Genomic DNA, 20827 nt, shown 5'->3' with positions numbered 1-20827 from the left:
GACGCGTCGATGCCCCTTCCCCGCAACGCCTCAAGCCGCAGCGCGCGCCGCCAGCAGCGCGTCGATGCCGATCGCGAAGCCGTCCTCGTCGTTGCTCTTCGAGACCAGGCTCGCGCGACGCTGCACTGTGTCGGATGCCTGCCCCATCGCGATCGATACGCCCGCGATCTCGAACATCGCCACGTCGTTGCCCATGTCGCCGAGCACGGCCACGCGTTCGAGCGGCACGCCGGCTAGGCGCGCGAGTTCGCGCACCGCGGTGCCCTTGTTCGCTTCCAGGCTCGTAACGTCGAGGTAATAAGTCTGCGAGCGCGCCGCATGGCCGCGGCCTTCGAGCTGCTTCTGAAGACCGCCTTCCACGCGCGCGAGCAGCGCCGTATCGGCCGTCGAGCCGACGATCTTGTCGACCGCGCCGAGATCGAGGTCGTCGAAGCTCGTCACGCGCACGCCGTCGTAACCGACCGTGCGCGTTTCGAGCGGCACATACGTGCCTTCGGGATTCGTCAGATACCACGCATCGTCGATGAACACCCATGCGTCGACATCCGCGGCGGCGAGCCCTTCGAGCGTGGTCTGCACGACATCGCGCGGCAGCTTGTGCGACGACAACACTTCCCACGTGCCCGGCGTGACGAGGCTGCCGCCGTTATACGACGCATAAGGCATGTCGACGGAGAGCGCGTCCACGATATGCCGCATGCCCTTGCCCGGCCGGCTGCTGGCGACCGTAAAGCGCACGCCGGCTTCGCGCAGGCGGCGCACGGCGTCCTTCGCGGGTTGGCCTAGCGCCTTGTCGGTGTAGAGCAGCGTGCCGTCGCAATCGGTGACGACGAGCTCCGCTTTCGCGAGCGCATCGAAAGCGGCGGCGCCGTCGTCGCTTGCGCTATGCAAGCCGTATCTGCCTTGAGCGTTCATCAGTGCGCCCCTTCACGCTGATTGAAATGCGGCAACTGCCGCGTCTCGCGCACCGAGCGCGGATGCCACAGCCGCGCGCCGCCTTCGATTCCCGCCGCGTTCGACACGACCGCCACGTTGTCCGGCAGCTTGAACTTGATCTGCGCCGCATTGCCGCCGCCGATCCACAGCTTGTCGTAGTTCACGAGCGTCGCAAGAATGCCGATGATCTTCTCCACGCGCCGGCTCCAGCGTTTCTTGCCCGCCTTCTCGCGTGCCGCGTTGCCGATGTATTCGTCGTAAGTCTTGTCCTTCGCGACCGGATGATGCGCGAGCTCGAGATGCGGCATCAGCTCGCCGTCGCGAAAGAGCGCGGTGCCCGCGCCGGTGCCGAGCGTCAACACCATCTCGATGCCGCGCCCTTCGATCGCGGCGAGCCCCTGCATTTCGGCATCGTTGATCATGCGCGCCGGCATCCCGCCCAGGCGCTCGGAAATCAGTTGCGCGAGCGGCACGCCACGCCACGCCGGCGTGCCGAGATTCGGCGCGGTCAGCACGACGTTGTCGCGCACGACGCCCGGAAAGCCGATGGAAATATGCGTAGGCGGCTCCGCGACGATCGGCGTGACGAGTTCGATGAGCGTCTCGACTACCATGTCGGGCTTCGCCGGATGCGGCGTCGCCACGCGCACACGGTCGCTCTTCATCTCGCCATCCTCGGAAATGATGGCGGCCTTCAACCCGGTTCCCCCAATATCGATCGCGAGAATCCGTTCGGCCTTGATCGCGAGTTTGTCCGCGGAGACATGCGTTTTCTGTTTGGTTCTCGACTCTGTGCTCACGCTCGTTGTCCTTATGGTTTGCGTTCGGGTTGGATGATGTCAGTCCTGCTTGCGCGTATCGGTCAGCGTTCGCCAGGTGCGGCCGTCCTGCGCCAGCAACTGATCCGCCTGAGCCGGCCCCGCGCTGCCCGCCGCATAGCCGTGCACGGCAAGCGGGCTGTCCGGATGCAGCACGCGATCAACCGCAGCCCACGCCGTCTCGATGCTGTCCGCGCGCTGAAAGAGCGTAGCGTCGCCGAGCATGCAGTCGTAGAGCAGCGTCTCGTAGCCGACATTCGCCCGCTCCGCGAAGAAATCCGCGTAGTTGAAGGCCGAGCGCACCTTGCCGATCTGCATCACCGGTCCCGGCACCTTCACGTTGAAGTCGAACGTCGTGCCGTGCGCCGGATCGATGCGCAGCGTGAACACGTTCGGCGTGAGCGCATCGACGGGCGTATCGCGAAACAGCAGAAACGGCACGGCCTTCAGTTGCACCGAGATCTCCGTGCGCCGTTCGGTCAGCCGCTTGCCGGTCCGCAGATAAAACGGCACGCCCGCCCAGCGCCAATTCTCGACATACACGCGCGCCGCCGCATAGGTTTCGATGCGGCTGTCCTTGGCGACGCCCGCCTCGTCCCGATAGCCCGGCCCGGCCGGTCCGGTTTCGTACTGGCCGAGCACGACATCGTTCGGCGTAAGCGGACGGATCGCATCGAAGACTTCGGCTTTGCGATCGCGCACGGATTCGGCATCGAAGGAATTGGGCGGCTCCATCGCCACCATGCCGAGCAACTGAAAAAGATGATTCGGCAGCATGTCGCGAAACGCGCCCGTCTGCTCGTAGAACTTGCCGCGCCCTTCCACGCCGATCGTCTCCGCCGCCGTGATCTGCACGTTGTCGATGTACTCGCGCCGCCAGATCGGTTCGAACATCGCGTTGGCGAAGCGCACGGCGAGAATGCTCTGCACCGTGTCCTTGCCGAGAAAATGGTCGATGCGATACACCTGCGACTCGCTCGCAAACTTGAGGATGCACGCGTCGAGCGCTTGCGCCGACGCCAGATCGCTCCCGAACGGCTTCTCGATAACGAGCCGCCTGAAGTTGCCGTCCTTCTCTTCGAGCAGGCCCGCCGCACCGAGATGCTCGATGATCGGCTGGAAAAAGCGCGCGCCCACCGCGAGATAGAACATGACGTTGCCGGACTTTGCTTTCGCGAGCCGCGCCTTGAGACGCGCGAAGGTTTCGTCTTCCTCGAATTCGCCCGGGAAATATTCGAGCCGCCCGACGACCCAGTTCCACGCTTCTTCGTTCAGTTGCGACGTGTGGAAAGTGGCGGCCTCGTCGGCGGCGAAGCTGCGCAGCGACTGCGTGAGCTCGTCGCGGAATTCGGACGTCTCGCGCTCGCCATGATTCACGCCGATGATTTCCATGCCGTCGTCGAGCAGCTTGTCGGCGGCGAGGTTGTAGAGCGACGGCATCAGGAGCCGCTTGGTGAGATCGCCGCCGGCTCCGAAAATCACGAGCGTGCATGGCGGCGCGGGATGCTTGCCGGCGCATGTCGCGCTCGCCGGGTTCGCGGCATTCGCTTCGTTCGATTGATTGGCTTCGTTCGATTCTTTCGGCATGGCGTAATCGCCCCTTGTCAGTTGCGCGTGAACATGGAAAGACCTTCATCGATGCGGCACAGTTCATTTCGATGACGCGCCAAGAGACCGCGCGCCAAAAAACGTATGCTTTTTGTAATTTTTAACCTTTCGTGTCGTAAAATATGCGCGCTTGGCGCCTGCGCTCGCGGACCTTGCGACATCGAAGCCGACTCGAGGCCTGGACTACATGAACGCACACGACACTTCCATCGACCTTGCCGCTTACTTCGAACGCATCGGCTTTTCGGGACCCGCGCGGCCCGCGCCGACGCTCGATACGCTGCGCGCGCTGCATCTGCTTCATCCCCAGAGCATTCCTTTCGAAAACCTCGACGTGCTGATCGGGCGTCCAGTACGACTCGATATCCAATCGATCCAAGGCAAGCTCGTTGCAAACCAGCGCGGCGGTTACTGCTACGAGCATAACCTGCTGTTTCGCAGCGTACTGCAGACGCTGGGTTTTCGCGTGCGCAGCTTCGCGGCGCGCGTGCTCTGGGGCCGGGATGCTGCCGACATGCCGCCGCGCACGCACATGCTGCTGCTCACCGATCTCGACGAAGGCACCTTCGTCACCGATGTCGGTTTCGGCGGCATGACGCTGTCCGCGCCGCTCGCGCTCCAGACGGGCCTCGAACAGATCACGCCACACGGCGCTTTCCGCCTCGACGACGCCGGTGGCGAGCCGCCCGCCTTCATCCTGCAGGCGCTCGTGAACGGCGCATGGACGAGCGTCTATCGCTTCGACCTCGATCCGCAGTATGACGCCGACTACGAGATGGCCAACCATTTCGTGTCGACGTATCCGCAGTCGATTTTCCTGCACAACCTGCTGGCCGCGCGTCTCGCGCCGGGCAAGCGCTTCGCGCTTTTCAACCGGCGTTTCTCCGCACACGACGAACGCGAAGGCAGCGATCATCGCGAGCTCCGCAGCGTGGCCGATCTGCGTCGCGCGCTCGAAAACGAGCTCGGCATTCGTCTGCCGGACAGCACCGGTCTCGACGCCGCGCTCACCCGTCTGCCCTGACGCACAACGAAGCTTAATCACAAGACCACGATGTTCAAGAAGAAGACGCGCGGCGGCAGCGATTTCCAGACGCATCACCGCAGCACGGTGCTCACGAACCGGCTGCCCGCATGGCGCTCGCGCCTCGTCGTGATCGGCATCACGGCGGCCTTCCTGTCGCTCGCCGGGCGCGCGCTGTGGGTGCAGGTCATCGACCACGAGTTCTACCTCGGCGAAGGTCAGAAGCGCTATCAGCGCACGCTGGCGCTTTCGGCGACGCGCGGGCGCATCGTCGATCGCAACGGCGCGATGCTCGCCGTGAGCCTCGCCACTTACGAAGTCTGGGCGACGCCCAAGCTCTTCGACGGCGACTACGGCAACGAGATCGCGCGCCTGCTCGACATGCCGCCGAAGGACTTGCAGCGGCGCATCGAAGCGAACCGCGCGTTCATCCTGCTCAAGCGCCAGGTGCAGGCCGACACCGCCGAGCGCATCGCGACGATCGGGCGCGCGGGCATCACGCTCGTGCCGGACACGAAGCGCTTCTATCCCGAAGGAGAATCGGCGGCGCATGTCGTCGGCTTTACCAATAACGAGGATCACGGACAGGAAGGCGTCGAGCTTGCCGCCGATGCGCGTCTGACGGGCGAAGCCGGCCAGCGCGAGGTGATTCGCGACCGTCTTGGACGCGTCGTCTCGCAAATCGGCGAGCCCGCCATGCCGCAGAACGGCGAGACCATTCAACTGACGATCGACCGGCGCATTCAGCAGCTCGCGCACTCGCAACTCAAAACGGCGATCGCGAAGCACAAGGCGCGCGCGGGCAGCGTCGTCGTGCTCGACGCGAAGAACGGCGAAGTGCTGGCGCTCGCCAACTATCCGAGCTTCGATCCGAACGATCGCTCGCGTCTCACCGGCGAGCAGTTGCGCAACCGTGCGCTCACGGACACCTTCGAGCCCGGTTCCACGATCAAGCCGCTTGTCGCCGCGTTGTCGATCGATCTGGGCCGTGTACGTCCCGACACGCGCATCGACACGGCGCCGGGCACGTTCAAGCTCGGGCCGAACGTGATTCACGACACGTCGAACCACGGCGTCATCACCGTGGCCGAGGCGGTGCAGATGTCCAGCAACGTCGCGCTGACGAAGCTCGCGCTGCAGATTCCCGCGCAGACGATCTGGGACAAGTACCGGGAATACGGCATCGGCCGCGCGCCCGAGTTGACGTTTCCGGGCGCGGCGACCGGTCGCCTGCGTTCGCCCGAGCGCTGGAAGCCGATCGAGCAGGCGACGATGGCCTATGGCTACGGCCTGTCGCTCTCGCTCGTGCAGATCGCGCAGATCTATACCGCTTATGCCGGCGACGGACGCTTTCATCCGGCGACGCTGATTCAGGGCGAATCGCGCCGCGACTCGATGCAAGTAACGAAGCCCGCGACCGCGAAGGCCGTGCGCGACATGCTGGAGATGGCGATCGGCGACCACGGCACCGGGCGCGCTGCGGCGGTCGAGGGTTATCGCGTCGGCGGCAAGACCGGCACGGCGCGCAAGCAGGTCGGGCGCTCGTATGCGGCGAACAAGTATCGGGCATCGTTCGTCGGGATCGCGCCGATGAGCGATCCGCGCGTGATCGTCGCCGTGATGATCGACGAGCCCACGGGCGGCACCTACTACGGCGGCACGGTCGCGGGGCCGGTGTTCTCCGGCATCGTCGGCGCGACGCTGCCGCTGCTCGGCGTTCCGCCCGACGCCTGAGAGCGGACGCAGGCGGGCGCGGGCCTTGCTGCATCGATCGGGCGCACCCCGAGGCGCACCCGCAAACCTGACCGGACTGTAAAGGGCTTGTGCTCTAATGTCGTGTTCGGCACCAAGAGATCAAACGGGAAAGACCATGAAAAAACTCGCCGCGGCGCTCGCGTTGCCTGTGCTCTTCGCCGCTTGCGCCCAGTTTCATAACGAAGATGCGGGACAACCCGAAGTCGAGAAGTCATCGACGGACAACAAGGTGAACGGCATCGTCCAGTGCATCGCCGACGAGGCGAAGAAGCACGACGCCAAGTATCAGAAGACGGCCATTCCGCAAGGCGTGATGCTGGAGTTTGGCGATTCCAACGTGATCAAGGTCCGTTACGACAACGGCGAGACCACGTATCGCTTCTATCCGGGGCAGCGTCATCCGTCGAATCTGTGGATCGAGGGCGCGGGCAAGAAATGCGCGCCAGCGGACGCGACCGCCCACGACGAACCGCAGAAATAAGCAGGCACATCATGCGCTCGACCAAAGCCATCGGCGCCGTGGAACGGCTCAAGACGCGCAGCGGCAACGCGAACTACGCGGCCGTATCGATGCCGGGCGGACTCTTTTATCTCGTCGAGCGCTCGGCCGAAGGCTCGAAAAAACTCTCCGATCCCATGCCGATGGACGAGTTCGTCGCGTTCGTCAACGCGCGCGAGCCGGGCAAGCCCCGCAAGGTGAGCAAGCTCGATCTCGCGTTGGAAGAGCAAATCGGCCGCAGCGGCAAGCGCACGGCGAAAGCGTCCGCCGAGGGCGGCGAATAAGCGGCCATTCCCCCGTTCCGATCGATTCGCGCCGCTCTGGCGCGGCGCAACATCAAAATCCCCGCGTCCCCATCACATGAGTGTGCGATGACAGACGGAGCCAGCAGGCCCGCGTTGCGTACATTTTTGCTAACGATCGAACTCGCTGAGACGGGCAACGATCGGTCTACCGAAGAAAAGAGCAAGGGCCACCCGCAACGGTACAAAAATATGCGCGGGTGAACGGGGTGCCTGGACGGCGCGCGTGTCCGATGTCGGGACCATGCGCCGTATGGCCGAGAGGAAGACCAGAAAATGAAGAAGAAGAGCGAGACCAAGGGCAGCCTTTTGCCCTCGGCGATGGCGGACGTCGAGCTTCAACACATCGAACGCGCACTCGCGCAACTGCGCACGATGCACAAACAATCTTCCGGCACGCTCAACGTCGAGTACTGGCGCGAGCGTCTCACCGCGGTGATGAACGGTTATGCGCTCGTGCCCGCGCAGAAGCAGCGCATCGAGGCGCTGCGCATCGCCCTCGACACGGTCGACAGCGGCCCGCGCGACGGCTCCGGCAGCCGCAGGAAGTCGACCAACAGGCTTTGGGCGAAAGCGGCCTGACCACCGCTTTCGCCGCTCGCGCCGCGGCGCGACTCCCGCGTTGACGCCCGCGTCTCGTGACGACCGGGCACGCAACGGCTTTGCGAACTTCCGACTCCTCACGGCGCGTGCACGGCGAACGCGTTCGGCCGGCCTCCGGGCACCGTTCATGCTCGATAGCAGGTATTCGATCATGCCGGGAGTTGTCATGTCTTCACTTCGTCACGACCAGGCACGCGTCTCACGCCGCTCCCGTCCGATGCTCGCCCACGCGATCCTCGCCAGCCTCATTGCGGCGTTCAGCACGTACGGCGTCGCGCAGATCACGAACGGCAACGGCGGCGGCAGTCAGGACAACCGTCAGTCCGATTCGACATCGAGCGCAGCTCCTTCGGGCACCGCCGTGCATGAATCGCAGAAGCCGCAATCGAAGGACGCGGCGAAGGGCCGCAGCGCGACGGCGGGCAAGAACAACAAGCCCGAAGGCAGCGGCGGTTTCGACAACGGTCTGTACGGCACGGGCGCGGGCAACAACAAGTGAGTTGCGCGCGTGTTCAGTCGCGTTCCGTAATTTCCGGCGCGATCGCCGCGTGATTGACGATCGCGACGAGCGACACGCCGCCGATCACGTTGCCGATGAACGTCGGCACCAGAAACACGAAGAAGTAGTCCGGGATGCTGGCCGCGCCGATCATCACCGCGTACGCCGCTTCGACCGATCCCGCGATCACGTGCGTGAGCTTGCTCACCGCGACGGTGTACGTGACGAGCAGGATGGTCAGGAGACGTCCTGAGCGCGCGCTCGGCAGGAGCCACACCATCAGCGCGATGAGCCAGCCGGAGAACACGCCGCGCACGACAGTCACGCCGAACTCGGCGGACAGGGGCGTCATCGCGACCTTCGCGAGCGCCTCGCTCACTTCCGGCGAGAACACGCCGCGAATCTGCAGGATCGCGGCGAAGATCGTCGTGCCGACGAGGTTGAAGAAGAGCACGATCGCCCAGAGACGCAGCGCCTTGAACAAGGTTGCGAGATCGCGCCGCGTGAGCACGGGCAGCACGGCGGTCAGCGTGCTTTCGGTGAAGAGCTGCTGACGTCCGAGAATGACGAAGACGAAGCCGATCGTATAGCCGAAGCTCGATACGAGGCCGCTCCAGTGCGTCTGCGGCAGCGCGCTTTCGAGGATCGACTGGACGAGAAAGGAGAAGCCCATCGAGAGGCCGGCGGCGAGCGCGGACCACATCAGCGCGGCGAAGGTGCGCTCCATCGCGACTTCGCCTTCCTCGCGCACGATCTCATGGATGACGAGCGGATGCGGCGCGGAGTGTTCGGCGGCTTGCTCCTGTTCGTCGCTATCGAGATGCGGCGAGTCCGCGCCGGCGGCACTCCCCTTAAGCGAAGGCCCGGCTTGCGGCTCGTTCATGATCGTTCTCCCTGAACGCCGCTCGATACGGAAAGTGGATGAACGGCTGGCGCATCCACGAAGCAGGAAGAATGCCCGTAAAGCTAGCGGGCGATGGTGCCGTCGATGGCGTCGTATCCCCGCCACTTGTAGATGAGCGCGGAAACGAGCCAGCACGCGGCGAAGATCGCGACGATGCCATAGCCGAGCATCCCGAAATGCTCGGACAGCGACGCACTCGCATCCCACAGTCCGCCCTTCAGTTGCAGCCGGTCCGCGATCAGCCCGAGCGCCTCGATGCCGCCGACGAGCACCGCGATCAGCACCGACACGAGGGTGACGGTGAGGTTGTAGTAGAGCTTGCGGATCGGCTTCATGAAGGCCCAGCCGTAGGCGCCCGTCATCAGGATGCTGTCGGCGGTGTCGATGAGCGACATGCCGGCCGTGAAGAGCACCGGAAACACGAGAATCGACCAGACCGGCATGCCGCGCGCGGCTTCGGCAGCCGCGATGCCCATCAAGCCGATCTCGGTGGCCGTGTCAAAACCGAGCCCGAACAGGAAACCGAGCGGATACATGTGCCAGCTCTTGCCGATCAGCCTGAAGAGCGGACGCGCGATGCGCGCGAGCGGCCCGCCGCCGACCGCGAGCATGTCGATGTCTTCGTCGCGGCAGGACTCGCCGCGCCGCACGCGCCTGAAGGCGCGCCACACACCGCGCAGCACGACGAGGTTCATCGCGGCGATGGCGAACAGAAACAGCGACGACACCGACGTGCCGATGATCCCACCGATCTCGCGAAACTCGGCGAACCGTCCCTGCACGGCCATCGCGGTCGCGGCGATCAACGCGGTGGCCGCTACGACGATCGTCGAATGCCCGAGTGAAAAGAAGAACCCGACGAAGAGCGGCCGTTTGCCTTCCTGCATCAGCTTGCGGGTGACGTTGTCGATGGCGGCGATGTGGTCGGCATCGACCGCATGGCGCAGCCCGAGCGAATACGCGAGCAGCGATGTCCCGAGCAGGAGCGGATAGTGACGGAACGCGACGAGCGCCCAGATCCACGCGAGCACGTTGAAGGCGATCAGCCCGGCGACGAGACGCGCGGATTTGCGCGGGAGTGCGCGACGCACCGGGTTCGACGTGAAAGCAGGCTCGAGCGGTTCGGACATAATCGCGCAAGTAGGGACGGAGGGCCAAGCATACCGCGAGCGAATGCATGGCCAAAAATCGAATACTTATTGCGCCGATCGCGAATTCCTTAGCCGGATTCCTTCGTTGGGGCGCACACGGTGCGCCGCTAGGATGGCGGTTCGTCTTTATCGAAGTCCGCCATGCCCCGCTATCTCGACGACGCCCAACGCCACGAACTCCAAAGCCAACGCAGAACCTGGCACTGGCGCAGCGAATGGCCGACGTGGGCGGTGATCGTCGCGCTTTACAGCGGCTGGTTCGGCGTCGCGCTCAATGCCCGCGCGCTCGGCGTCGTGCCGGCCGTCGGGCTGCTCGCGGTGCTGTCGTGCTGGTACATGTCCCTGCAGCACGAACTGATGCACGGGCATCCGACGCGCTGGCCGCTCGTCAACATGCTCTTCGGCATCGCCCCGCTCGCGGTGTGGTTTCCGTACGAGGTGTATCGGGAGTCGCATCTTCGTCATCACGACGACGCGCATCTGACCGAACCCGGCCGCGATCCGGAAAGCTATTACGTGACGCCGGAACAGTGGGCGAGCGCGGGCCCCGTGCTGCGCGCCGCGCTCGCCGCGCGCAATACCTTCGTGGGCCGCATGCTCGTCGGGCCGTGGTTCGCGATCGCGGCATCGTGGCGCGAGGCGGCGCAGGCGGTCCTCGAGCGGCGCTGGCGCATCGTCGCGAGCTGGGCCGTGCATCTCGCATCGCTCGTGCTGCTCGCGAGCTGGCTCGAAACGCGATGCGGCATTCCGTGGCGCGCGTTCGTGTTCGGCGTCGGCTATGCATCGCTTGCGCTGGCTTCGGTGCGCTCGTTTCAGGAGCATCGCGCGGCGGAGGAAGAAAGCGAACGTACGGTCGTCAACGAAGCCGCGTGGCCGTGGCGTCTGCTCTTTCTGAACAACAACTTTCACGCCGTCCATCACGATCTGCCCGGCGTGCCCTGGTTCGCGCTCGGCCAGGTCTATGCGCGCCGACGCAGTGCCTATCGCGCGAGCAACGGCGGCTTCGTCGTGCGCGGATACGGCGAATGGGCGATCCGCCACACGTTCGCGCAGGCGGCGGAGCCGGTGCATCCCTTCGCCGCGCCGGAATCGCCGGCCGATGAACGCCGCAACGCGCGCAGCGCCGATACGGCCAGCCTCGCGAGCTGACGCGCCGCGCTGTACGATTCGTCAACGTCATCCGATAAACGTTCGCGATGCAATGGCTCGCCGCCCTGCCGATGTACAACGTCACCCGGGCGCTCGCCGCGGACTGGCGCGCGCTGCTCGTTCACGTCCGTGAGCATCTCGCCGACTGGCTGAGCGCGCGCGGCGATACGCTCGAGATCGTCGATCCCGGTCCGGATTTCACCGCCTTCTGGCTGCGCGATAACGTGTTGCTCTCGCAGACCTGCGGCTATCCGCTCGTGCATGCGCTCGCCGATCGCGTGCGGCTCGTAGGCGCGCCCGACTTCGATGTGCCCGGCTGCGACAACGGCTCGTATCGCAGCGTGATCGTCGCGGGCAGGCATGTCGATGCGCAATCGATCGAAGCGTGCCGTGGCCTGCGCGGCGCCTATAACGAGGACGATTCCAACAGCGGCATGAACCTGTTCCGGCACGCCGTCGCCCCCTTCGCTCACGACGGACGCTTCTTCGCCTCGGTGACGAAAACCGGCGCGCATCTCGCCTCGTTGCGTGCGCTCGCCGAGCGCCGCGCGGATGTCGCCGCGATCGACTGCGTGACCTTCGCGTTCACGCAATCGCATCTGCCGGAACTGACGGACGGCGTGCGCGTGCTCGGCATGACGGCGAGTTCGGGCGCGCTGCCGTACATCGCGTCGATGTGCGTGCCGCAGGACTCCCTAGGCACCATCTTCCAGGCACTCGCCGATGCGCTCGCTCACGATCCCGCGCTCGCCGCCCGGCTCAGGCTGAAAGGCGTCGTACGACGCACGCAGGCGGACTACGCGCCGATTCTCGACTACGAACGCGACGCCATCGGGCGCGGCTATCCGCGGCTTGCCTGACCGATCCGGCAGGTTTCCCGGAGTTTCGGCACAATCGGTTTTTTAGCGCGTGGCGTGCGGCGCGGTGCGGATGCATCGCGATCCGCCACGCTTTCGGAAAGCCGCAATGATCCCCTTCTCGCTACTCGACCTTTCCCCGGTTCCGCTCGGCTCGACGCCGGCCGACGCCTTCGCCCATTCGCTGGATCTCGCCCGGCACGCCGAACGCTGGGGCTATCTGCGCTACTGGCTCGCCGAGCATCACAACATGACGGGCATCGCCAGCGCGGCGACCGCCGTCGTGATCGGCCATATCGCGGCGGGCACGACGACGATCCGCGTCGGCTCGGGTGGCGTCATGCTGCCCAATCACGCGCCGCTCGTGATCGCCGAGCAGTTCGGCACGCTCGCGTCGCTGTTTCCGGGGCGCATCGACCTCGGGCTCGGGCGCGCGCCCGGCACCGACCAGACCACCGCGCGTGCGCTGCGCCGCGATCTGCACGGCAGCGCGGAATCGTTCCCGGACGACGTCGTCGAATTGCAACGCTATTTCGCCGATCCGGTCGAAGGCCAGCGCGTGCGCGCCGTGCCTGGCGCCGGGCTGCATGTGCCGATCTGGCTGCTCGGCTCGTCCCTCTTCTCGGCGCAGCTGGCGGCCGCGCTGGGGCTGCCGTTTGCTTTCGCGTCGCATTTCGCGCCGGATTATCTGCTGACCGCGCTCGAGGTTTATCGCAAGCAATTCCGCCCGTCCGCGACACTGAAAAAACCTTACGCGATGGTCGGCGTCAACGTGTTCGCCGCCGATACCGCCGATGAAGCGCGCTTTCACTTCACGTCGCTCCAACAGCAGTTCATCAACCTGCGGCGCGGCACGCCGGGCCAGTTACCGCCGCCGGTCGAATCGATCGCATGGACCGATGCCGAGCGCGCGGGCGTCGAGCACTCGCTTGCGTGCTCGGTCGTCGGCGATCCGGCCGATGTCGAAGCCGGCCTGCGCTCGGTGATCGACCAGACGCAGGCGGACGAACTGATCATCACCGCGCAGATTTTCGATCACAAGGCGCGCCTGCGCTCGTTCGAGCTCGCGAGTCAGGCGCGGGACGCGATCGGCAAAGGCGTGTGAGCGCACGCGGCGTCGGCACGAAATAAAGGGCCACAACTTCCCACGCGCCTCGCGCTGGACGCGCGCACTTTTGACAGGCAATAATGAGATACCGGAGGGCGGCGCGGGCCGCGCGGCCTTTCGCGTCCGCCTCGTTTGCCAATCTGAATCCCAATGTAGCGCGCGCGAATTTCGTGCACGCCGGTGGATGGCGCGGTGAAACAACAACAACGACGTCGCAAGACGGGAGGAAGAATGTCGATGCCGAGAAGCGCCGCCACCGGCGCCATGACGCTCCTGACGGAATACGACGATGCCAGCGGACAGGAAGTGCGTTCGCTGCGCCTCGAACCCGCAGCGGACGGCAAAGCCGTACTGTTGATTGAAATCGACGAGCGCAAACCCGGCATTCACCGCGAAGTGCGTCATGAAATTACGCCCGCGGAACTGATTGCCGCCATTCGCGCGCACGGAGCGGAATTACCGGGGGAACAACACAGTCGTTAAAACGTTTTAATAGTTGCCGCAAGCAGCATACAATAGGGTTTAGCGGGCTTGCGAGCGCCATGCCGCATGGCGGCGCGGGCTTCGCCATCGGTTCGTGGCTCCCCAACGTGACTTTCCGCGCGCATTCGATTCGCGCGTCCGTCACGGCGATGTTCGGGGCGGTCGAACGTTCGCATTCGGGGCATTGACGGCATTAAAGGCGAAGTCACCGGGCGGATTAATAGACTTGCGGTAAATACACCAATTGACGCGCGGCAAGCACTGCGTCACGCTTCATAAAACACTTATATTCGAGTCATCGAGCCGCCCCGGTCCGCGCGGGGTTTCGGTTCGTCTTCTGAAAATCAAAAGCTGAATCAGGAAAGCCGTGGACGAAAGAAAGCGAGACAGCATCATTGCGTATTTGCGCAGCCGAATGGCTGAGTTCGGCATTACGGAAAGCGCGTTGGCTGAAGCATTGGCCGAAGCGCCGGTGGTAACGCCACCGCCCTCCTTCACCAAGACCAACGGGGTTCATGGTGCGTCCAAGGCAAAACGGCCGATGCCGCAATTGCCTCTGTTTCCGCACTCGGGGGATGGCGCCGCGCCGATATTCCGCAACGCGAATGGCGATACATGGGACGGCCTCGGCGATATGCCCGAGTGGCTCAAGCGTGCCGTTCACGCCGGTCAGGACATCGAGTTCTATCGCGTTTGATACGCGCGGCGGGCGACGCATGACGCAATGTTTCTGCGCGTTGAAACGGACGTGCGTGCCATTGCATCCCACGTCGCGTCTTGTGTCCCTGGTCGCGCATCCGCTGCTAATCGGCAGCGTTCATAGGCAATTCGCCGCGATTTATCAAGCCCAAAAAATTTTCACCGATGGTTGCCCGTCGAGCCTGAAAACGTTTATTGATACTTCTCTGTCAGTCGGCTCAGGCACGTGAGCCGCGCATCGGCCGACGTCAAGCACGCCCGATCAAGTCCCGCCGTCTCCATTCGACAAGGGGGCAAGCATGAACGCCTACGGACGCCGCAACGTTGCATCGATCGCTCGCGCGCATCGACGGGCACAAGGACGAGCATCGGCTCGGGCGGCCGTGGCTGACGTCGCGGGCGATCGCACGTAATCCGAACGATCGAGCGGCGCGCGCCATGCTCTCCCGTCCCGACACCCTTCCGAGCGTCGTGCGGCGCATGACGGCTGGGCGGATGCTGCTCGATGGCGCGTCGGTCGAAGCGGTGGCCGACGAGCTGCATCTTTCCGTGCAGACGGTGCGGCGCTACAAAGCCATCGTCACCGAAGGCGGGCTCGACGCGCTCGCGAAGATGGGCGTCGGCGGGCGCGCGTCGGTGCTCGATCGCGAGGCGCTCGACTGGATCGCGGCCGCGCTGCAAGGACCGGCGCGCGAGCATGGCTTCAAGAGCGATACCTGGACCAATGCGCGTCTGCGTGAGGTGATCGAACGGCGCTATGGCGTGCGTTATTCGCGCGTCTATATTTGGCAGATCGCCACCAATCTCGGCCTGGGACATTTGTTGTCGAAATCGCGTCGCTGAAGGCGTCGCTCGTGACGGTCATCGAAGCGCTATCTTAATACACGGAGGCAACGCATGATTCGCTCGTCAACTCAACGGCCGCATCGCTTTTTCCCGCGCCTGGCGGCCTGCGCAGTACTTGCTTTCATGGCCGTCGGCAGTTCATCGGCTCAGGATGCAACGTCGGCTCCGGCGGCGCGCGGCGCGGCCGCGATCGCGCAAGTACAGGCGCGCGTCGTCGGCATCGATCCCGTGAGCAACAGCGTGTCGCTGCAAGGGCCGGCCGGCCGCGTCGTGGAAGTGGCGGTCAATCCCGAAATCGGCGATGTCAAGAAGCTTCAGTTGGGCGATGTGGTGAACATCGATTATCGGAGCGCGATACTGGTTCGCGCGACGAAGGTGAAGTCGGATGGGATACGTCAGCGTATCGATACGGAAGCGGCGATTCCGGCATCGGGCGGCGTGATGGCGCAGGCGCGCGTCGTCGAGGTGATCGGGACGATCGAGCGCGTCGATACGAAGAACCGTCGCGTGACCTTGCGCGGACCGAGCCGCACGGTGACGCTCGAGGTCGCGCCGGACGTTTCGCTTGCGGGGCTGAAGGCGGGCGATACGGTGCAAGCGCAGTTTGAATCGGCGACGGCGGTGCAGGTGTTGAGAGGTGGGCAGGCGATTAGGTGAGTGGGTTCGCCGCAAAGGCGGGGCAATATCGCCTTGGGAAAAACTAGTTTTTGTTGCCGCTCACCTTTCAGTTACTTCCCTATCCTACGATTGATGGCTTCGGCCAAAATCCTTGAGGCGCAGGACAGGCGAAGAGAGCGCCCGTGCCAAACCAAGTATGAGCGACGCCGGATTTCAACTGAACACGTAAAGTCCGAATCGACAAGCGAACAGTTGTACTGTCATAGCGGCCGCGCATGAAACGCCCCGCAGGGCGTTTCATCATCCTGTCAGCTTCGCACCAAGCCCATTAATTCAAAAATTAAAGTTATCGATATTTGCCGCATCGAACGTAGTCGGCGGCCCGAGAATCACCTCCCCGCTCTTTCCAACCGTCCGCTTGCCGAGCTTGCCCGCATCGAACGAATCGCCTTCCTTGCCGGTGATCGTCCCCGATGCGAGATTGGCCGCCGCGAATGCCGCCAGATAACCCAACTGGCCCGGATCCCACAACTGGAACGCCTTCACCGTGCCGTTCTTCACGAATGCACGCATCTGATTCGGCGTGCCCAACCCCGTCACGGTGACCTTGCCCTTCGCCGGCGAACTCGATATATAACGCGCCGCCGCCGCGATCCCCACCGATGTCGGCGCGACGATGCCCTTCAGATTCGGATACGCCTGCAACAAGCCCTGTGTCTCGACGAACGACTTTTGATCGTCGTCATTGCCGTAGGCGATCTTCACGAGCTTCATCTTCGAGTACTCGGGCTTCTTGAGTTCCTCCTGCATCCACTTGATCCAGGTGTTCTGATTCGTCGCGTTGGGCGTCGCCGACAGAATCGCGAACTCGCCCTCGCCGCCGATCAGCTTCGACAGCAACTGAATCTGCCCGCGCCCGATCGCTTCCGAATCGGCCTGATTCACGAAGATCTGCCGGCCATCCGGCGCCGTATCGGAATCGAAGGTCACGACCTTGATGCCCTGCGACATCGCTTTCTTAAGATACGGCACGACCGCGTTCGCATCGTTCGCCGCGATCACGATCGCATTCTGCCGCTGCGTGATGAGCGTGTTGATATAACTCACCTGCGACGACGCGCCCGCATCCGACGGCCCGACCACCTTGTCGTCGCCCTTCATCTCCTTGATCGCGGCCATGCCGCCGTCGTCGGCGATCACCTCGTACGGATTGTTGATCTGCTTCGGCAAGAACGCGATCTTCAAACCGCTCTTGATGTCGGCGGCGCTTGCCGTCAGCGCGACGGTCGCGGCCAGAAAGGCCGCCGCCAGCGCCGGGCCGCGCGGGAATCGAATGAGCTTTTTCATGTCGTAAAGTCTCCTGTCATTGCGCATGACTGCGCTGGTTTGCAACGGTATCCGCAACGGACATCACACTGATCAGAGCGCCCGCGTCATCAGACGTTTTTCGCGCGCGGCCCGCCAGCGCGCGACGAGGTTCGGTATCAACACCGACGAGAGCAACAGCGCGCCCGTTACGATCGTGAGCGTTTCGCTCGATACATCCGCGAGCGTCAGCGCATTGCGCAACACGCCGATGATCACGAGCGAGAGCAGCACGCCGATCATCGAGCCGCGTCCGCCGAAGATGCTCACGCCGCCGAACAGCACCGCCGCGATCACGGAAAGCTCGAAGCCCTCACCGTTGTCGCCGCGCGCGCTCGTGAAGCGCAGCGTGTAGACGATGCCCGCGAGCGCCGCCATCGCGCCCGACATCATGAAGAGTTTGAGCTTCGTCCTGGCGACGTCGATGCCCGAGAACCGCGCGGCCGTCGGATTCGCGCCGATCGCAAAGAGGCTGCGGCCGAAGGGCGTCGCTTGCAGCAATATCGTGAAGATGATCGCGCCCGCAATGACCAGGATGAACGGCATCGGCAGGAAGGTGTTGCCGAGCGTATCGATACCGAACGCCGTGTACGACGCGGGAAAATCCGCGATGGCCTGGTCGCCGAGCAACACGTAGGCAAGACCGCGAAACAATGCGAGCGTGCCGATCGTCACTGCGAGCGATGGCAGATCGAAGCGCACGATCACGAGGCCGTTGAGCAGGCCCGCGAGCGTGCCGAACACGAGCACGAGGACGACGACGAGCGGCATGGGCAAGCCCATGTGCCAGAGCACACCCATCAGCGCGCTGGATGCGCCCAGCACCGACGCCACCGACAGATCGATCTCCGCCGCAACGATGATGAGCGTCATAGGCAACGCGATCAGCGCGATCTCGGTGAAGTCCGCGAGCATGTTCGATACATTCGCCGCCGACAAGAAAAGCGGCGACAGCACGCGCCCCGCGACGAGCGAAACCACGAGCACGATCGCGAGCATCGCTTCCCATTGCAGATGGCGGCGCCGGGCCGTGGACAGAGCGGAATCCGGTTTAGCCATGATCGCGTTTCCTCATCATGCGGCGCGCGACCGAACGCGCGAGCAAGGTATCGAGCGCGATCGCCGCAACGATCAGCGCGCCTTGAATCGCCTGTTGCCAGAACGGCGACACGCGCAACACCACCAGTGCGATGTTGATGACGCCGAGCACGAGCGCGCCGAGCGTCGCGCCCGCGATCGTCCCGACGCCGCCCGTGATCGCGACGCTGCCCACCACGGCCGCCGCGACCACCTGCAGTTCGATACCCTTCGCCGTGCTGGCATCGACAGTGCCGAAGCGCGCGAGCCATAGCACGCCGGCAAGTCCCGCAATCGCGCCGGAGAGCAGGAAGCCGATCATCACGCGCCGGTTCACGCGTATGCCCGCGAGCCGCGCGGCCTCGGGGTTCGAGCCGATCGCATAGTGCTCGCGCCCGCCGCGATACTGCTTTAGATACACCGACAACGCAATCAGCACGACCAGCGCAATCAGCACGAGATTGGGCACGCCGAGCAACGCGCCTGTCGCGATAGTCGCGAACGCATCGGGCAGGCTCGTCGCGTTGATCTGGCCGCCGTGGACCCACGCGTAATCCGCGCCGCGCACGATATAGAGCGTGGAAAGCGTCGCGACGAGCGAAGGCACGCGCCCGAACGTGACGAGCGCGCCGTTGGCTGCGCCGATCGCAAGCCCGATGCCGATGCCCGCGAGCATCGCGACGATCACCGGCATATGCGGGAACATCACGAAGAGACTGCCGACCGCATACGCCGATACGCCGACCACCGACGCAACCGACAGATCGATATGCCGCATCAGCATCACGATCGTCATGCCTGCCGTAAGCAAGCCGATGATCGACACGTTGAGCAGCACGTCGCGCAGATTCTGCAGATTGACGAAGTCGGGCTTCACCGCGGCCGTCGCGCCGATCAATACGAGCAGCACGATGAAGAGCGTCAATTCGCGGCTCTTCGCGACCGAGGCCGCGAGGCTTTCGCGTTTCGTTTCGGACGGCGGCATCGCGGGTAGCGTCGGAGAGTGTCGTGTCATCATGCTGCGCGTCCCAGAGAGTCCGGCGTGGCGCCGAGCGCCGCGCTCATCACGCGTTCTTCGTTCGCATCGGCGCGCGCGATATCCGCGCTTATGCGGCCTTCGTGCATCACGAGCACGCGATCGGCCATGCCGAGTACTTCGGGCAGTTCGCTCGATATCATCAGCACGGCCATGCCCTCCCTCACGAGCTCGGCGAGCGTGCGATACACCTCGGCTTTCGCGCCCACGTCGATGCCGCGCGTGGGCTCGTCGATGATGAGCACCTTCGGATGCGTCGCGAGCCATTTACCGAGCACGACCTTCTGCTGATTGCCGCCCGATAGCGTGCCGACGGGCGCGTCGAGATCGCCGGCCTTCAGACGAAGCCGCTTGCCCCAGTCTGACGCGAGCGCCGATTCGCTCTTCGCGGTGATGAGTCCGTGACGCATCAAACGCCCGAGCACGGTGAGCGATGCATTGCGCGCGATGCTCAACTCAAGCGCGAGCCCTTGCGCGCGACGATCCTCCGGCACGAGCGCGAGTCCCGCGCGCACGGCCGTCGCCGGATGTCCCAGCGCGAGCTTCTTGCCCGCGATCTTCACTTCGCCGCCGTCGACCGGATCGATGCCGAAGATCGCGCGCGCGACTTCGCTGCGTCCCGCGCCGACGAGTCCCGCCAGCGCGACGATCTCGCCCGCGCGCACGTCGAAAGACACGTTCTTGAATACGCCTTCGCGCGTAAGATTGCGCACCGAAAGACGCACGTCGCCCGGCGCGACATCGGCTTTCGGATAGAACGTGTCGAGATCGCGGCCGACCATTTTGCTCACGATCGCATCGATGTTCATGTCCTGCGTGAGCGCGTCGCAGACCTTCATGCCGTCGCGCATGATCGTCATGCGTTGCGTCAGCGCGAAGACTTCATCGAGACGATGCGTGATGAAGAGAATCGCCACGTCGCGCTCGCGCAATGCGCGCACGATCGCGAAAAGCCGTTCCACTTCGGGCAGCGAGAGCGCGGCGGTCGGCTCGTCCATGATGAGCACGTTCGCATCGAGCGACAAAGCCTTCGCGATCTCGACGACCTGCTGATCCGCGATCGAGAGTCCTCGCACGAGGCGTTGCGCCCGCAGATTCACGCCGAGCGACGACAGCAGCGCATCGACTTCGCGATGCATCTCGTCGTAGCGAATGCGCCCGAAGCGATCGCGAGGCTGACGGCCCATGTAGATGTTCTCGGCGATCGAGAGATCCGCGAAAAGCGTCGGCTCCTGATAGATCACGGCAATGCCCGCATCGCGCGCTTCCGCCGGATTGGCGAACCGCCGCACGACGCCTTCGATGAGCAGTTCGCCCGCATCGGGCTGATAGACGCCCGCGAGCAGTTTCACGAGCGTCGATTTGCCCGCGCCGTTCTCGCCGAGCAGCGCGTGCACTTCGCCGGGAAAGAGTTGCAGGCTGCCGTCGCCGAGCGCGCGCACGCGTCCGAACGATTTGCTCGCATGCTTCAGTTCAAGACGCGGCATCGT

The 20827-nt window shown here is 64.4% G+C and carries 22 protein-coding genes; 13 read left to right on the top strand and 9 right to left on the bottom strand.

Annotated elements, in window-relative coordinates; all coding sequences use genetic code 11:
* Window positions 1-30: 30 nt before the first annotated feature.
* The 3 genes from NCS28_RS17330 to zwf are packed head-to-tail and all read right to left on the bottom strand — an operon-like array spanning window position 31 to window position 3341.
* Window positions 31-915, bottom strand: a complete 885-nt coding sequence (locus tag NCS28_RS17330; RefSeq protein WP_250514975.1) for an HAD family hydrolase — start codon at window positions 913-915, stop codon at window positions 31-33.
* A complete protein-coding gene (locus tag NCS28_RS17325; protein ID WP_502801201.1) occupies window positions 915-1736 on the bottom strand; it encodes an ROK family protein in 822 nt (273 codons plus the stop codon). The genes NCS28_RS17330 and NCS28_RS17325 overlap by 1 nt, the downstream gene beginning before the upstream one ends.
* Before the next feature lie 39 nt (window positions 1737-1775).
* Window positions 1776-3341 (bottom strand): glucose-6-phosphate dehydrogenase, encoded by a 1566-nt coding sequence (gene zwf, locus NCS28_RS17320; RefSeq protein WP_250514974.1) that lies wholly within the window; start codon window positions 3339-3341, stop codon window positions 1776-1778.
* 208 nt (window positions 3342-3549) lie between these two features.
* Between zwf and NCS28_RS17315 the strand changes: the two genes are divergently transcribed.
* The 6 genes from NCS28_RS17315 to NCS28_RS17290 all read left to right on the top strand — a co-directional run bounded on the left by NCS28_RS17315 (window position 3550) and on the right by NCS28_RS17290 (window position 8044).
* Window positions 3550-4386, top strand: coding sequence for an arylamine N-acetyltransferase family protein (locus NCS28_RS17315; protein ID WP_250514973.1), 837 nt, complete (start codon window positions 3550-3552; stop codon window positions 4384-4386).
* A 30-nt stretch (window positions 4387-4416) separates the two neighbouring features.
* A complete protein-coding gene (locus NCS28_RS17310) occupies window positions 4417-6120 on the top strand; it encodes a peptidoglycan D,D-transpeptidase FtsI family protein (RefSeq protein ID WP_250514972.1) in 1704 nt (567 codons plus the stop codon).
* A gap of 136 nt (window positions 6121-6256) precedes the next feature.
* Complete coding sequence (locus NCS28_RS17305) at window positions 6257-6622, top strand: hypothetical protein (RefSeq protein WP_187606415.1); 366 nt, start codon at window positions 6257-6259, stop codon at window positions 6620-6622.
* Between the two features lie 11 nt (window positions 6623-6633).
* Window positions 6634-6924 carry a hypothetical protein gene (locus NCS28_RS17300; protein ID WP_250514971.1) on the top strand — a complete coding sequence of 97 codons (291 nt, stop codon included), beginning with the start codon at window positions 6634-6636 and terminating at the stop codon, window positions 6922-6924.
* A 294-nt stretch (window positions 6925-7218) separates the two neighbouring features.
* Window positions 7219-7524 carry a hypothetical protein gene (locus NCS28_RS17295; RefSeq protein ID WP_250514970.1) on the top strand — a complete coding sequence of 102 codons (306 nt, stop codon included), beginning with the start codon at window positions 7219-7221 and terminating at the stop codon, window positions 7522-7524.
* Between the two features lie 187 nt (window positions 7525-7711).
* A complete protein-coding gene (locus NCS28_RS17290; RefSeq protein WP_250514969.1) occupies window positions 7712-8044 on the top strand; it encodes a beta-xylosidase in 333 nt (110 codons plus the stop codon).
* A 13-nt stretch (window positions 8045-8057) separates the two neighbouring features.
* Here NCS28_RS17290 and NCS28_RS17285 read toward each other — a convergent pair whose 3' ends face one another.
* Window positions 8058-8927 (bottom strand): formate/nitrite transporter family protein, encoded by an 870-nt coding sequence (locus NCS28_RS17285; RefSeq protein ID WP_250514968.1) that lies wholly within the window; start codon window positions 8925-8927, stop codon window positions 8058-8060.
* Between the two features lie 83 nt (window positions 8928-9010).
* A complete protein-coding gene (locus NCS28_RS17280; RefSeq protein WP_250514967.1) occupies window positions 9011-10078 on the bottom strand; it encodes a HoxN/HupN/NixA family nickel/cobalt transporter in 1068 nt (355 codons plus the stop codon).
* Between the two features lie 162 nt (window positions 10079-10240).
* Between NCS28_RS17280 and NCS28_RS17275 the strand changes: the two genes are divergently transcribed.
* The 7 genes from NCS28_RS17275 (at window position 10241) to NCS28_RS17245 (ending at window position 15898) form a co-directional block, all read left to right on the top strand.
* Complete coding sequence (locus tag NCS28_RS17275; protein ID WP_250514966.1) at window positions 10241-11248, top strand: fatty acid desaturase; 1008 nt, start codon at window positions 10241-10243, stop codon at window positions 11246-11248.
* Between the two features lie 47 nt (window positions 11249-11295).
* Window positions 11296-12108, top strand: a complete 813-nt coding sequence (locus tag NCS28_RS17270) for a phosphate/phosphite/phosphonate ABC transporter substrate-binding protein (protein WP_250514965.1) — start codon at window positions 11296-11298, stop codon at window positions 12106-12108.
* Window positions 12109-12214: 106 nt separating this feature from the next.
* Complete coding sequence (locus NCS28_RS17265; RefSeq protein ID WP_250514964.1) at window positions 12215-13210, top strand: luciferase-like monooxygenase; 996 nt, start codon at window positions 12215-12217, stop codon at window positions 13208-13210.
* A 240-nt stretch (window positions 13211-13450) separates the two neighbouring features.
* Entirely contained in the window at window positions 13451-13696 is a 246-nt protein-coding gene (locus tag NCS28_RS17260; RefSeq protein ID WP_250515044.1) for a hypothetical protein, read from the top strand.
* Between the two features lie 367 nt (window positions 13697-14063).
* Window positions 14064-14393 carry an H-NS family nucleoid-associated regulatory protein gene (locus NCS28_RS17255; RefSeq protein WP_250514963.1) on the top strand — a complete coding sequence of 110 codons (330 nt, stop codon included), beginning with the start codon at window positions 14064-14066 and terminating at the stop codon, window positions 14391-14393.
* 326 nt (window positions 14394-14719) lie between these two features.
* Complete coding sequence (locus NCS28_RS17250; RefSeq protein WP_250514962.1) at window positions 14720-15238, top strand: helix-turn-helix domain-containing protein; 519 nt, start codon at window positions 14720-14722, stop codon at window positions 15236-15238.
* A 54-nt stretch (window positions 15239-15292) separates the two neighbouring features.
* Window positions 15293-15898 carry a copper-binding protein gene (locus NCS28_RS17245; RefSeq protein WP_250514961.1) on the top strand — a complete coding sequence of 202 codons (606 nt, stop codon included), beginning with the start codon at window positions 15293-15295 and terminating at the stop codon, window positions 15896-15898.
* A gap of 294 nt (window positions 15899-16192) precedes the next feature.
* Here the strand turns inward: NCS28_RS17245 and rhaS are convergent, their stop codons facing one another.
* The 4 genes from rhaS to NCS28_RS17225 form a co-directional block, all read right to left on the bottom strand.
* Window positions 16193-17206 carry a rhamnose ABC transporter substrate-binding protein gene (gene rhaS / locus NCS28_RS17240; protein WP_250514960.1) on the bottom strand — a complete coding sequence of 338 codons (1014 nt, stop codon included), beginning with the start codon at window positions 17204-17206 and terminating at the stop codon, window positions 16193-16195.
* Window positions 17207-17278: 72 nt separating this feature from the next.
* Complete coding sequence (locus tag NCS28_RS17235) at window positions 17279-18283, bottom strand: ABC transporter permease (RefSeq protein ID WP_250514959.1); 1005 nt, start codon at window positions 18281-18283, stop codon at window positions 17279-17281.
* Window positions 18276-19316, bottom strand: coding sequence for an ABC transporter permease (locus NCS28_RS17230; protein WP_250515043.1), 1041 nt, complete (start codon window positions 19314-19316; stop codon window positions 18276-18278). The genes NCS28_RS17235 and NCS28_RS17230 overlap by 8 nt, the downstream gene beginning before the upstream one ends.
* Window positions 19316-20824 (bottom strand): sugar ABC transporter ATP-binding protein, encoded by a 1509-nt coding sequence (locus NCS28_RS17225; RefSeq protein WP_502801202.1) that lies wholly within the window; start codon window positions 20822-20824, stop codon window positions 19316-19318. The genes NCS28_RS17230 and NCS28_RS17225 overlap by 1 nt, the downstream gene beginning before the upstream one ends.
* Window positions 20825-20827: the final 3 nt, after the last annotated feature.

The organism is Caballeronia sp. INDeC2, from assembly GCF_023631325.1.
Classification (GTDB): Bacteria; Pseudomonadota; Gammaproteobacteria; order Burkholderiales; family Burkholderiaceae; genus Caballeronia.
The sequence above is the reverse complement of the archived record's forward strand: the minus strand, read 5'-3'. Positions and strand labels throughout refer to the sequence as shown.